The organism is Bacteroides sp. AR29, from assembly GCF_900217715.1.
Taxonomy (GTDB): Bacteria; Bacteroidota; Bacteroidia; order Bacteroidales; family Bacteroidaceae; genus Bacteroides; species Bacteroides uniformis.
This window is the reverse complement of the sequence record NZ_OBMS01000012.1, coordinates 1-14,084: the sequence shown is the minus strand read 5'-3', so window position 1 is coordinate 14,084 and position 14,084 is coordinate 1. Positions and strand designations below refer to the sequence as shown.

At 48.2% G+C, this 14,084-nt stretch carries 12 protein-coding genes and 1 pseudogene; 6 read left to right on the top strand and 7 right to left on the bottom strand.

Features of this window, described 5'->3' with window-relative positions:
* Positions 1–199: 199 nt before the first annotated feature.
* Positions 200–1,858, bottom strand: coding sequence for a DUF6377 domain-containing protein (locus tag CSD97_RS09510; RefSeq protein ID WP_008664452.1), 1,659 nt, complete (start codon positions 1,856–1,858; stop codon positions 200–202).
* A gap of 206 nt (positions 1,859–2,064) precedes the next feature.
* Between CSD97_RS09510 and CSD97_RS09505 the strand changes: the two genes are divergently transcribed.
* The 3 genes from CSD97_RS09505 (at position 2,065) to CSD97_RS09495 (ending at position 4,559) form a co-directional block, all read left to right on the top strand.
* Entirely contained in the window at positions 2,065–3,366 is a 1,302-nt protein-coding gene (locus CSD97_RS09505) for a GNAT family N-acetyltransferase (protein ID WP_098032328.1), read from the top strand.
* A gap of 35 nt (positions 3,367–3,401) precedes the next feature.
* Positions 3,402–3,869, top strand: coding sequence for a hypothetical protein (locus tag CSD97_RS09500; RefSeq protein WP_044467875.1), 468 nt, complete (start codon positions 3,402–3,404; stop codon positions 3,867–3,869).
* A 246-nt stretch (positions 3,870–4,115) separates the two neighbouring features.
* Positions 4,116–4,559, top strand: coding sequence for an Hsp20/alpha crystallin family protein (locus CSD97_RS09495; protein WP_005827646.1), 444 nt, complete (start codon positions 4,116–4,118; stop codon positions 4,557–4,559).
* A gap of 78 nt (positions 4,560–4,637) precedes the next feature.
* Here CSD97_RS09495 and CSD97_RS09490 read toward each other — a convergent pair whose 3' ends face one another.
* From CSD97_RS09490 to CSD97_RS09465, 6 genes are all read right to left on the bottom strand, one after another.
* Complete coding sequence (locus tag CSD97_RS09490; RefSeq protein ID WP_098032327.1) at positions 4,638–5,774, bottom strand: acyltransferase; 1,137 nt, start codon at positions 5,772–5,774, stop codon at positions 4,638–4,640.
* 312 nt (positions 5,775–6,086) lie between these two features.
* Positions 6,087–7,202 carry an ABC transporter permease gene (locus CSD97_RS09485; protein ID WP_098032326.1) on the bottom strand — a complete coding sequence of 372 codons (1,116 nt, stop codon included), beginning with the start codon at positions 7,200–7,202 and terminating at the stop codon, positions 6,087–6,089.
* Positions 7,203–7,314: 112 nt separating this feature from the next.
* On the bottom strand, positions 7,315–8,418 hold the full coding sequence (locus CSD97_RS09480) for an ABC transporter permease (RefSeq protein ID WP_016273869.1): 1,104 nt from the start codon (positions 8,416–8,418) through the stop codon (positions 7,315–7,317).
* A gap of 47 nt (positions 8,419–8,465) precedes the next feature.
* Positions 8,466–9,923, bottom strand: coding sequence for an ATP-binding cassette domain-containing protein (locus CSD97_RS09475; protein ID WP_055288630.1), 1,458 nt, complete (start codon positions 9,921–9,923; stop codon positions 8,466–8,468).
* Entirely contained in the window at positions 9,901–10,791 is an 891-nt protein-coding gene (locus tag CSD97_RS09470) for an HlyD family efflux transporter periplasmic adaptor subunit (protein ID WP_009038348.1), read from the bottom strand. Before CSD97_RS09470 ends, CSD97_RS09475 begins: the two co-directional genes overlap by 23 nt.
* A gap of 34 nt (positions 10,792–10,825) precedes the next feature.
* Positions 10,826–12,088 carry a TolC family protein gene (locus CSD97_RS09465; RefSeq protein ID WP_098032325.1) on the bottom strand — a complete coding sequence of 421 codons (1,263 nt, stop codon included), beginning with the start codon at positions 12,086–12,088 and terminating at the stop codon, positions 10,826–10,828.
* A 1,168-nt stretch (positions 12,089–13,256) separates the two neighbouring features.
* Between CSD97_RS09465 and CSD97_RS09445 the strand changes: the two genes are divergently transcribed.
* The 3 genes and pseudogenes from CSD97_RS09445 to CSD97_RS09435 all read left to right on the top strand — a co-directional run.
* Positions 13,257–13,472 carry a hypothetical protein gene (locus CSD97_RS09445; protein ID WP_098032323.1) on the top strand — a complete coding sequence of 72 codons (216 nt, stop codon included), beginning with the start codon at positions 13,257–13,259 and terminating at the stop codon, positions 13,470–13,472.
* A gap of 11 nt (positions 13,473–13,483) precedes the next feature.
* A complete protein-coding gene (locus CSD97_RS09440) occupies positions 13,484–13,705 on the top strand; it encodes a hypothetical protein (RefSeq protein WP_098032322.1) in 222 nt (73 codons plus the stop codon).
* Positions 13,706–13,718: 13 nt separating this feature from the next.
* Positions 13,719–13,991, top strand: a pseudogene (locus tag CSD97_RS09435) (PcfK-like family protein); the annotation flags it as partial.
* Between the last annotated feature and the right edge of the window lie 93 nt (positions 13,992–14,084).

The window sequence follows — 14,084 nt, the reverse complement described above, 5'->3', positions numbered from 1 at the left end:
CTTTCCGAAGAGGAACAATGCAAATGTATCAGATAAGAGAAGCCAATAGTGGAGGAAAGAGTAAAAAAGTAGTGGTTTACATCATTCAAAAAGGCTTAAACCACTATATACCAATAATATATAAAATTATTGCCCAACTAAAAAAGTAGTGAAAATATAAGCGTAAAAGAGACACTTCCAAGCTTCAAAACCCCTATTCTCAGTTCTTCGACTTGCCAATTGTCATCACTTCCTGTTCCAACAAGTCGCGGTCACCGGCAGCCTTGTTGCGAACCTTCGTACGATAGTTATAAATGGTGGTAACAGAATATCGAAGGAACTGGGCTATCTTCACGCTGTCAGTAATACCCAAACGTATCAATGCAAAGATGCGCAACTCTGTATTCATCCGTTCGCCGGCTTTCAAGGATATTTGCTCATCATCGGCAAGCAGGGCATTGAAGTCTTCTACAAAAGTAGGAAACAGCTGCAGGAAGGTATTATCAAAGTTGGTATAGAATTCCTTTAATTCCCCCTCTATGAATTTAGAAGACTTGATGTTCTTGTAGAGTTCCTCCACATTTCCGGTAGCGGCAATCTTTCCCAGCGACCGGCGGTAATTGTCCATCTTTTCCAAATAGACCGAGCACTGGTCCATATAACGGCCGATATACTCCTCCTTCAGATAGGAGTTTTCGGCAATGCTGTGGTTGGCCTCCTTGAGTTGTGCATTGGAAAGGTGAAGCTCATCATTCAGCTCCTTCAACCGTTTGTTGGCGTCAATCACTTCCCTGCGGGCGGCAGCCACTTTCTTCATCTGCTTGTATACATAAAATATGGCAAGCAACAGAAAAAGTGAAAGCAGGCTGATAGATACCAGTGCCCATTTCATCTGCTCCTGCTGCTTCTCCGTCTTTTGCTGGTAAGCATCATTAATGATAGGAAAGATTTCCAGAATCTCCAGCTTGCGCAACCGGGCATTGCAGGCGGCTGCATCTTCCATACATATCTTTACATAAGAATAGGCACGCTCGATGTCTCCTTCCTGGTAAAGCAGTACGGCGAGCTTGCGTAAAGAGATATATTCACGGACAGCGGTTTTCATATCCGCCATAGCAGATACAATCAGGTATTCCTTTTCCTTCTCTTTGTCCCCTTTCAGCCGGTAAGACTCTGATAAAGTATAGGCACAAATCGCAACGTCGTGTTCATAGTCCTTCTGCAGCGCCAGATAATCCGTCAGCAAACGGATGGCCTTGTCATATTCATTGCGTACATTATACTGGTCGGACTGAATCAAGGTATGTATCAGAAGATTATCTTTATTGACCAACAGCAACGAATCACGATATTTGTCCGTAAGCTCCGTATAAAGCTTCTTTTCATATGCCGTCACGGCATAATCGGCCATAAGGCCATAGACCGTACGGTAGATATGGTAATAATATGGATGGATATCCACCGGTAACCGGTCTATATGGATATTCCGCATCAAATCCATAACTTCCTTATACATACCGGTCATTCCCAAAACATCTGCTTTATTCATGCGGGCATTGTCTATGTATTCCCGGTTTCCAAGACGTATGGCTATCTGTTCCCTTTCCTCGGCCATGTGCAATGCAGAATCCGTATTGAACGAACGGTACTCATCCAGCAATGTGCCAAGAATGGCAAAACGTTCTTCATCCGGTATCTGCCGATGCAACTGTCTTTTCAATTCCACCAGTTTCAGCTCCTTCTGCTCCATATATATGGGACGCTCCTTTATCGCCTGGTCCAGTTTCAGCAGCAAAGAATCCGCCCGGCTGCTGTCTGCAGCATGAAGGCGGCACATACAGATGGTACAAAGACACAAGAATATGATTATATTTTTCATCCGGCTTTCCGATTAGTTAAAGGCAATACTTTTTGAGAATCCTCATGCAAAAGTAATTAAAATACCATAAAAACCTATTCTACTATCATTAAAAGCTCGAAAGCAGAGTGATAAAAAGGCATACTGCAAGCAAAAGAATCAAAATATTGAATTACCTTTACGGAAAATCCAAAGAAAGACCATATCATAAATATCATCCGAGCATCATGGATATACACACATTTATTGCCAATTATCAGGAAGCTTTCGGCCAACACGCCGAACTCCCCATCGCCTTTTGGTATTCAGACCGAATGGAGGCATCTACAGAGAAAGTAACCGGTTGTCTCTTCAAATGCATGAAACAAGTCAGAGACGGCAAAACCGTCAGTCTCAGCAACGAAACAATCACCTGCGGAGGAGGCAAGTTCTATACCGGATTTACAGAAATGCCCGAGCGCGTCCCGGGTTTTGTCTCCTTGAAAGAGAAATACAAGAAAACTCCCGAAATGGTGGTAGATTTTGTCAATGAGCTACAGATTCCCAAAGCGGACAAAGCCTATCTGCATTTTGCCCGCATAGACAAGATACCTTCCTTTGACGAGGTGGAAGGCGTGCTGTTCCTGCCAACTCCCGACATTCTATCCGGACTGGTGACATGGACCTTCTTCGACAACAATGCATTGGATGCCGTGGCAGCCCCATTCGGTTCCGGCTGTTGCTCCGTCATTACCCAAACCATCATTGAAAACCGGAAACAAGGGAAACGCACTTTCCTGGGATTCTTCGACCCCTCCGTCCGCCCATACTTCGAAGCGGACTTATTGAGCTTCACTATCCCCATGTCCCGGTTCAAGGAGATGTATCACACCATGCGTGAAAGCTGTCTGTTCGATACACATGCCTGGGGAAAAATCAAGGAAAGGATACAGCTTTCCCAATCAGGGGACGTACATATCCTCTCCTCTCCCATTTCCTTCCCCATCCTTCCGGACATTTATCTGCAGGAAATCAGAATAGAAGATGCTGCAGCCATCTACCATGCCATCGACACACACCGGGACTACTTAAGAACATGGCTGCCATTTGTGGATAATATGCGCACAACAGCTGATGAAGAAGCTTTTTTACGTCAGGTACTATCTGCTCCTGCCGAACGAAATGAACCTATATTCGGTATTTGGAACCAGCAGCATGAAATCTGCGGACTGATAGGTTTCCATTTCTCCGATTTCGACAACCACCGTACAGAACTCGGCTATTGGCTACTGCCGGAATACCAGCACCGGGGCATCATTACTGAAAGTGTCCGCAAGCTGTGTCTGTGGGCCGTACAAGAAAAAGAGATAAAGCGGATACAAATTCGCTGTGCCGTGGGCAATGCAGCCAGTAACGCGGTACCAGTTCGCCTCGGTTTCGTCCATGAGGGAACAGAACGTTGCGGAGAACTGCTGGCTTCTGGAGAATATACAGATATACATATATACAGCATCTTGAAAGAAGAAGTGCTGGCCAACCTCAAACGATAAAATATCAAATTATATATCAACTATTGAAATTATACATGGAACAACAACCTCATCTCAATGACCACAACAAGCAGGAGTACCCTCCTATGCATACAACGGAGCACATCATCAACCAAACCATGATAAGGTTATTCGGTTGCGGCCGCTCCATATCAGCACACATAGAACGGAAGAAAAGCAAGCTGGACTACCGTCTTGCCGCCTGCCCCACGGAAGAAGAAATAAAGAAGCTGGAAGAGGTCGTAAACGAGGTAATCGCCCGACAGCTGCCCGTCACAACAGAATTCATTACGCAAGAGGAAGCGCAAGGACGTTTCGACTTGGAACGCCTGCCCGATGGTGCTTCGGAAACGGTACGTGTCGTAAAAGTAGGCGATTACGACGAATGCCTCTGCATCGGAGTACATGTGGAGAATACATCAGAAATCGGAACCTTCAAAATCATCAGCCACGATTGGAACGAAGAAGCCAAGCGTTGGAGAATGCGTTTTAAATTAGTCTGAAAATCTATCAATTTTAAATAAATAAGATAGCAAAATGGCATTAAACAAGCAAATAAGTCAGATTTTTAATGACAAATAGTCAATAGAGTCAACAAAAACCGGTTGGCATAAGGTTTGCAATATAGTTAGCGAACGACGGTTCAAGAAACGGACGGTGAAAAGCCCAAAAGGCAGACACCCGAAGACAAAGAACCGGAGTTCAAAACTAAATAGCATGTTTAACTTAAACAATAGGAGACTATAACTATGATGCCTGTAAGAAGAAACCAAAATTGGTTACCGAGTATTTTTAATGATTTCTTTGACAATGATTGGATGGTAAAAGCAAATGCCACCGCCCCTGCCATCAATGTATTCGAAACAGCAAAAGAGTACAAAGTTGAATTGGCTGCTCCCGGTATGACAAAAGAAGACTTCAACGTTCACATCGACGAAGAAAACAACCTGGTCATCAGCATGGAAAAGAAAACAGAAAGCAAGGAAGAGAACAACAAGGACGAAAAGAAGGAAGGCCGCTACTTACGCCGCGAATTCTCATACACCAAGTTCCAGCAAACCATGATTCTTCCGGACGATGTCGATAAGGAAAAGATTGGTGCCCATGTAGAAAACGGCGTGTTGAACATTACATTGCCTAAGTTTACAGAAGCAGAAAAAGAAAAGGCCAAGAAATTCATCGACGTAAAATAACGCCCGACCATTAAAGAAAATCTCCCGCTGCACAAGATAATGCAACGGGAGATTTTTTATATCCATAGCCATACGGAACTATTTCTTCTTCCCTTTCAGAAAACGGTCTGTCAGCCACTTGCGCACCGGTTCGTCGTATAGTTTCAAACAAGCATAAGCAAGGACAACGGCTCCCACGAAAGTAAGTATCATATAAGGGATACCTTCCACCATTGTAGCGTTATTGTTGCATACCCAAGCCGTATAAGTATATACCAATGGATAATGGGTAATATAAATCGGATAGGAAATGTCTCCCAGGAACTTGCATACGGCAGTAGAGCGCTTACCGGTCACCTTGCCGCCCGCTCCCATTGAAACAATGACCGGGAAGACGCAGATAATGCAGAAAGCCTCGTAAAGCCCGTTCATCCAGTAGCCGTCCTCACCTCCGATACGGGGAATGGAAAGAACCACCACAATCAGCAGGCTGCACCACCAGAAAGCACGCTTTTCAAGCCGTATCAGCCAGCCGAGGCGTGACAGAAGTAATCCGCCGAAAAACGGATACATCAGCCGGACCATACCCACATACTGCTGTTCCCAGTTCAAGGCCCAACCACCCACAATATCGCCGGCAGGAGCAGTCAGACAACGGTATACCGTAAAACACCCTGCCACAAATACCAGCACCGACAGGGCCACCTTATTGAACTTGCGTACAAACAACGCATACAGAATATTACCGATATATTCATAATAGAGCGACCACGCCGGGCCATTCAACGGATGCATTTCCGTCCAGCCACGAATGTCAAACTTCAGCGGAAGGGGAAGCAAAGTACAGCCCAGTAACATTACCAGCAGCATGGTTCCAACGGACGTATTCTCGATAGGTGGAAAACAAGGCGACTCCTGAAAATAGAAAAAGGCAGCGCCCACAATGCTTCCCATAATCACCATAGGATGCAGGCGAATGATACGGCGTTTGAAGAAAGTGCCCACGGTCATCCGGTTCCAACGGTCATCATAAGCATAACCGATAACAAAACCGGAAAGCATGAAAAAGAAATCCACTGCCAGATAGCCATGATTGATAATTTGAGTAAGATGACTGCCGCCTGCATGTGCTTCAAAAAGATGGAAGATAATAACCATGACAGCCGCCACGCCACGAAGTCCGTCAAGAATCTCATAATGCGGTTTCGAGGCAAGATAAGTAGTCTGTGTATTCATTTTGGTATAAGATATTTATTTATTCGCGTGCAAAGATAAGAGTTTTTTCCAATAAGGGAACTGATAGATATCATATAAACTCTATCAATTAATTGACAAGTATAACAGTTGTCTTTATCATTAGATACATATCACTACTTGCACCTTTTTTTCCGCACAAAAAACAGCTTTTATTATCCATAATAAAAGGGCTACACCTTTTCCTTCTCATGGTGTAGCCTTAAACACAAAAGGGTGTAGCTATCCAAGGCAAATGGTGTAGCCCTTCTTCAAAAAAGAGAGCCAAATAGGATAATAATAAAGAAAAATCAGTTAACTACTTTTCTTATAACTTTTTACCGCCCACAGATTGAAGACCAATGCAAAGACCAACACGGCTCCCAGTTGCGGAAGCAGTTCGGCAAATCCGCCACCACGGAGATAGATGGTACGCATCACCTCTACAAAATAGCGTAGCGGATTGATGCGCGTAATCCATTGCGCCCACTCAGGCATACTGTGGATAGGGGTGAAAAGACCACTCATCAGAATAAGGATAAGCATGAAGAACCACATGACAAACATGGCCTGCTGCAACGTGGTCGAATGATTGGATATGACCAGCCCGAACCCCGACACCACCGGTAGAAAAAACAGCGCCATGCCGTAGATAGTGAGGAAATGTCCCGCCGGCAGAATGCCGTAAAGTACCCATGCCAGAACGAAACAGATGGTCAGCACCACAAAACCTATCAGCCAGTAAGGTATCAGCTTGGCGGCAATGAAAATGAACTTGCCGACGGGGGTGACATTTATCTGCTCGATGGTGCCCGCCTCCTTCTCGCCCACCACATTGAGGGCAGGGAGAAAACCGCAAATCAGCGTCAGCAGCATCACCATTAGGGCAGGAATCATGAAAAGCTTGTAGTTCAGCGTGGGGTTGTAAAGATTCTGCGTAGTGATGTCCACCCGGGGAAGCGGCTTCCCGGCAAGCCCTTGCGAAGACGACTCCGAACCCAGTTCACGGGTATAGTCACTGATGATGGAAGACAAGTAGGATCCTCCCAGACTGCCCTTCGTGCCGTTCACGGCATTGGCCGCCACCAGCAGGCGGGGCGCCTCTCCCTTCACCCAATCCTTTTCGAAATCACGGGGAATCTCCAGCACGACATCTGCCGAACCTGCTTCAATGGCCAGCAAAGCCTCATCATATGTATCGGGAAGCGCTGTCAGGCGGAAATAAGTGGATGCACCGATTTTATCTACCAGACGGTGAGACAAGACGCTGTGGTCATTGTCCACTATATTCAGATTGATGTTCTTTATCTCCAGATTGGCGGCCCAGGGCATCAGTATCATAATCATGCACGGGAAAATGAAAATCAGCTTGGGCAGGAAGGAGTTGCGGAACAACTGCTTGAATTCCTTTTCAATGAGAAACTTTATCATAAGACGATATTTTAAAGATTTTAGACATAAGAACAAAAGAACAGATTTCCCGTATCCTTTTGTCCTTATGTTCTTCTGCCTGAATAATTAATATAAAATTCATATCCGCTCTTTACTCAAGCCGATGCTTGAATTTCTTGAAACTCACCGTTATCAGCAATACCGCCATCGTGGCAAGTATGCCGACCTCCATCAGCACAAGCGAAACATCCACTCCCTCAATCATCAGCTTACGCACCGCCTGGATATACCAGCGTGCAGGAAGCACAGCTGAAATGGCCTGCAAGATAACGGGCATACTCTCAATGGGGAATATCATGCCCGAAAGCAACATGGTGGGCATCATCAGCATCAGTCCGGACACCAGCATGGCGGCAACCTGCGTCCGGGTGACCGTGGAAATCAGCAGCCCCAGCGCCAGGGAGACAAAAATGAATAGCAGCGACACCACCACCAGCCAGAACAAGCTGCCCGCCACGGGAACATCGAGCACATAGACCGAAAGCAGAAGAATGGTGGTCAAGTTGACAAACGACAGCACAAAATAGGGCACCGCCTTTGCCAGAATGATGAAAAGCGGTTTGACGGGAGAAACCAGCAGGACCTCCATCGTCCCCGTCTCCTTCTCGCGCACAATGGAGATGGAGGTCATCATGGCGCAAATCAGCATCAGAATAAGTCCCATGACACCCGGCACGAAGTTGTAGGCACTCTTCATCTGCGGATTGTACAGCAGCTTGAGCTGGGGTACAATGGCAGCGGCATGCACTCCCGGCGGAAGCATCTCCTGCCCGGCAGAGGAGATGATGTTTGCGGCATAGCCTGCCTGCATAGTCGCCATATTGGGGTCTGTGGCGTCGGAGACAAGCTGCACGCGCGCCTCGCCGGTATAAAGCTTGTCCGAGAAACGCTCGCTGAAAACAAGCGCCATGTCAATCTCCCCTCTTCCGAAAGAAGCCTCCATATCGGCGGGAGAATGCAGGCGGCAGATGACGGTGAAGTATTCGCTTGCATCCATGCGGTCGATGATACGGCGGGTAACTACGTCATTCGACGGGTCGAGCACCGCCACACGCACGTTCTTCACCTCGGTGGTGATGGCAAAACCGAAAAGGATTATCTGCACGATGGGCATGCCCAGCAGAATCAGCATCGTGCGCCGGTCGCGGAAGATATGGAAGAACTCTTTTCGGATGAAAGATATGAATTGTTTCATTGTCTATATTTATATTTAGGCTCGGATAATGCGGATTTCACGGATTTTCAGTCGGCGGTTCGCACGGCTTGACGAGCCAGTTGTTGGAATACATCGTCCATCGTAGTGGCATTGAACTGCCGTTTCAGCTCCCCGGGAGTGTCGAGTGCACGGATGACGCCGTCTACCATGATGGAGATGCGGTCGCAATACTCTGCCTCGTCCATAAAGTGGGTGGTGACAAAGACGGTGATGCCCTCGTCGGCAGCCTGGTAAATCAGTTCCCAGAACTGGCGGCGCGTGGCGGGGTCTACCCCACCCGTAGGCTCATCCAGAAAGACAATCTTGGGACGGTGGAAGATGGAGACGGAGAAGGCCAGCTTCTGCTTCCAGCCCAGCGGAAGGCTTTTCACCAGTGTATCCCGTTCCTTTTCCAGCCCGAGGTGGAGGAGCAGCTCATCCGTCTTGGGGGCAATCTCCGCTTCGGGGATGCCGTAGATACCGGCAAAGAGGCGGATATTCTCCCACACCTTGAGGTCTTCGTAAAGGGAAAATTTCTGGCTCATGTAGCCGATGTTCTTCTTCACTTCTTCGGGTTGGGAAGCCACATCGAAACCTGCCACACATGCCTTGCCGCCGGTGGGGCGGCTAAGTCCCGTAAGCATGCGCATGGCGGTGGTCTTGCCTGCCCCGTTGGCTCCCAGGAAACCGAAAATCTCGCCCCGATGGACTTGGAAGGAGATGTGGTCTACGGCGGTGAAGTTACCGAAACGCTTGGTCAGCCCTTCCACTTCAATCACATTGTTTTCGTGGTTTTCCACTCGTTCGTGCTGCAAGCCCGGAGGGCAGAGGATGCCCGCAAAGCGTGTCAGGATACGGTCGGGGGTATCGATGCCTTTTATCTCTCCTTCGTTGATGAAGGCGATGCGGTCGCATTGGCGCGCTTCGTCGATGATGGGGGTGGAAGCAATGATGGTGATACCCTGCTCCTTCAGTCGGCGAAGCATTCCCCAGAATTCCTTGCGGGACACGGGGTCGACGCCCGTAGTGGGTTCGTCCAGAAAGAGGACATCCGGTTTATGGATAAGGGCACAGCTAAGGGCGAGTTTCTGCTTCATGCCGCCGGACAACGCTCCGGCGCGGCGCTTGCGGAAAGGTTCTATCTGCCGGTAAATGTCGCGCACCAAATCATAATTCTCCTCGATGGTGGTGTGGAAGACGGTGGCGAAGAAATTGAGATTCTCCTCCACCGTCAAGTCCGGATAGAGGGAGAAGCGTCCGGGCATATACCCCACCCGCCTGCGGATGGCTTTGTAGTCCTTCACCACATCCAGACCGCAGACCGAAGCCGAGCCTCCGTCGGCAAGCAGCAAAGTGGTGAGGATGCGGAAAAGCGATGTCTTGCCCGCACCGTCCGGCCCGATGATGCCGAAAAGCTCACCGGGAGCCACTGACAGAGAGACACCCCGCAGGGCTTCCACGCCGCCGTAACGTTTGGAGATATTAGTTAAAGTTACAGCCTCCATACATTCCTATTTTCAGCATCCCGTCATTCTTCACGGCAATCTTTACAGCATAGACCAGATTGGCGCGCTCGTCTTTCGTCAGGATAGTTTTTGGAGTGAATTCGGACGTATCGGAAATCCAGGTGACGATGCCGGGGTATTCTTTCCGCACTTCCTTTCCATAATCCGCATAAACCTTCACTTGCTGCCCCAGCTTGATTTCGGCAAGCTGCTCGGAGGTGATGTAGGCACGGAGGTAAATCTGCTCCATATCCGCCACTTTGAAAAGAGGGGTGCCGGGAGCAGCCAGTTCTCCGGCTTCGGCATATTGGGCAAGGACGGTTCCCGTCAGCGGAGAGGTGATGTGGCATTTGCGCAACTGGTCTTCTATCTGCGCCACCTGGATGCCGACAGAGGAACTTTGCCACGTCAGGCTCCGGTCACTGTTGCGCAGGGTGGAGTTCTGTGCGTCGAGCTGCTTGCGGAGGACTTCGAGAAGGGACTCGGCATCATCCAGTTGCTTCTGGTTGGCGGCACCCACACGGAGCAGATTGGACACACGGTCGCGTTCGCGTCGAGCCTGCACAATCTGTTCCTGAGTGGCGGCTACTTGTTTCAGGATATCAGGCCGCTGGCCTTCCACGGACTTGACACTGGCCTCCAACTGGAGTTTCTTCAGATAGAGTTGGACGGTATCTATAATGCCTACCTCCTGCCCGTCTTTCAGTGTCGTGCCTTCCTCGATGTCGAAACTCAGCAGTTTTCCAGACGCCTCGGCAGAAACGATGACTTCGGTAGCCTCGAACGTTCCCGTCGCATCATATTTCGGAGTACCGCCGGTACAGGCGGCAAGGAGAAATAAAAAAGGAAATAATTTCAATGATTTCATACTATTTCAAGTTATAAATTACGGATTATAGTCATTAATTGTTCAGCGTATATTTCAGCTGCCAGATGTTCATCAGCAACTGCACCTCATGCAATGCCTTGGTCTGTCGTGCCATACTTTCGTTGGTAATCTCCCGCAGCATATCGGTCACGGTCATTGTCCCGTTCTGTACCTTGGCCTCGGCTGCACGGCGGATATTCCCACGCAGACGGATAATCTCGTCATCATCCGCCATCTGGCGGCGCATGGATACAATGCCCGCATCCTGCTGCGTAGCCTGCAGGCTAATGTTGAAAAGGAACACATCCCGGCCGGTCTCTATCTGTTGGCGGGTATTGTCTATCCTGCGGCGGTCGTTCTTCAACGTATACAGACTGCCGAAATTCCAGGACATGCGCACCCCCGCCATGTAATAGGCGTTGAATTCATCTTTCAGCATATTCAACCCCGGATTGCCGTATGCCCCTTGTACAAAAAGGCCGAAACGCGGCATCAACCGGGTGTTCAAGGCTGCCTCCTGCTGGTGGAGTTGCTCTCCCTGCGCATCGTACCAACGAAGTTCGGGGCGGTTGTTCATCTGCCGGTCTATGTTTTCTTCGGCAGCCGGTTTCAATAAAACCGTTTCGGAAGAGAGATCCTTGCCCGTAAAGGCAGCAAGCATGCTGAGGTATGCACGGCGGGTGGTCTCCAATTCCACACGGTGCTGCCTGGTGTTCAGTTGCTCTACGCTGACTGCATCCAGGTCGCTCAGGGTGGCGATGCCATTGGCTATATAGTCGGCTACCTGCTTGTGGGTTCTTCCTAAATCTTCTTGCAAGAGGCTGTTCTGTTTCAGCTGTTCGTCCAACAGCAGGATGCCGAAAAAGAGCTGGTTCACCCGGTCAGTCAAGGCATACATGTCTACATGCTGTTTTTCCAGTTCCACTTCCGAGGCGGCACGCGTCAATCGTTTTCTGGAACGTATATCCCCACCATCCCAGAGGACCTGCTGCACTTCGAGCATCACCTGATATTGGTCTTTCGAAGCAGTCTTGATGTCGAGATTAGGGATTTCGACCGGTAGCCGGGTGATGTCACTCTGGTACGTGGCCTTGCCGGATAGGGAAAACTGGGGCAAGTAACCTTTTCCGGCATTGGAGAGGTCGTACCCGCGTGCCTTTTCTATCAGTCCGTATTGCCTGACCAACGGATAATTGTCTTGCGCCCGGCGCTGGCACTCTTCCAACGTGAGCTGGGCATGTGCCAGCATGGCGGCAAAAGAAAGGGTAAAAAAGAAAACGGTTCGTTTCATATCCATTCTGTTTCTTGTTTATTCTACATGGTTTTGTTCTATACACATGCAAAGATAAAGGCATAACCCTATAACCTTACAATCCATTTGTGCGCAAAGATGTTCTAATAGTACGACATTTCGTATAAAAAGACAAATAATAGGAACACTTTATTATCTTTGCGGTGGGAAGTTACGAAAAGAGTGTAATTTATTGGAAATGAGCGTAGGTTAGTCGCTCTTGATAGTAATAGGTTACGAATTAGTTAGTTATCTACTGCATTATTCCTCTGTGCGTTGCGTAACCTTCAAAGAACTCTTCGTATGCAAAAGTAGCTATTTAATCCGAGATTTTGAAATAAACTCCCGGATTTTTTATTCTCTCATTCATAAGGTTTTCCGTAAAAGCGGTTTTATCCGTCGTTACATAATCGCAGCGGACAAGTCCTAACGAATATGTGCCGACTATCGCATAGCCGGAGAAAAGGGCATTGCCTCACGCCTAAACGAAGTTTAGACTGATGATGCAATGCCCCTTTCTTTTGTGGCTATGCCAAGAGGTGCTTTTACGAGTTTTCAGATGATTTTCTTTTTAGCTGTCCATTTGTGCCGGAAGCGGAAAGGATGCCGAGTGTGTCAGCTTGCCCCATGAATGAAGCAAGCGGCCACACACAGCCGGACAAACCGGGAAGAAAGACTGTTTCCACCCGACTGGACAAGTACAGTCGGATCGGAAACTGTCATACTTCCTTGTTGATGGTTTGCCCTTTTCACGCTTCCGGTGATGTCTTTTTCTTTCAGTCGGTTCTTCTTTTTTACGGATTTTCCCTGAAGTTTTTGTATTCCAATCTGCCTCTGTTTTCGTTTACCTCCATCTTGCGCCTTTCAGTAGAATCGCATCAGGCAGTCATTTTCGTTCTGGGCGCAAAGGTAATTCCGGGATTGGACGGGAAAGCAAGGTCAGGCCTCCTGTTTTCGGCAAAAATCTCCAGCCCTTCGGGTAGTATTTTGGCCGAAAAACCTTGCATTCCCTAATCCCTACATTCAAAAAGCACCCGAAACGAAAACGACCGACGCGAAAGAAAGACGCATAAAAAAAATGTCGGATAAACGAGAGGCAGATAAGATAGTTAGAAACCAACTCCCTCAGCTCTTGAATCCGCATAAAAAACAAAAAATCAAAAACAGCGAAGATATGACAGCAACGGCAGATTTCAAACAAACGGCGCAATACATCGGGCTTGCTATATGCGGTTTGATAATGCGCACCGCCTTCGGGGTGTCCGGCATCCTTTGGGGCATCATAAGAGAGATTGTAAACGGAGTGTTCCGAGTGGCGATAGGTGTAATCGTGGCTATCCTTTCCACCATTGCCTTCTTCGGCTTCATCCTTTGGTTATTCACCCTTTAACCCTTACCGATATGGCAAAGAGAAACAGCAAGACGGCAGCGCAGCAGTGCAGATATTACGAGGTGGACAACATCTTCGAGTATATGGTGGAAACGTACATCAACGGCAATTTCAGCACATTCCGTGAACTATACCACGAACTGAACAAGGACGCACGGAGGGACTTTATAGATTTCCTTCTCAGCGAGGTAGAGCCGACCTATTGGAGAGAGATACTGAAACAGACAATCTAAAAACAACAGCGATATGAAAGGGACAGACCATTTCAAGAGAACGATAAAGATGTATTTGGAACAGCGTGCGGAGGAAGATACGCTCTTTGCGAAGAAGTACCGCAACCCTGCCAAGAACATGGACGATTGCGTGACCCACATTCTGAACTATGTGCAGAAAAGCGGTTGCAACGGCTTCACTGACGGAGAGATTTTCGGGCAAGCCATCCACTACTATGAGGAAAACGAGATAGAGGTGGGCAAACCGATGAACTGCCAAGTGGTAGTGAACCACGTTGTAGAACTTGGAAAATCCAGTGTAAGCTGCCCCCTAAAACCAAGCGATTCTGCCCCCTTAAAACATTCAACAATGCCCCCTTAAAAAGTCTTGACCGATGGG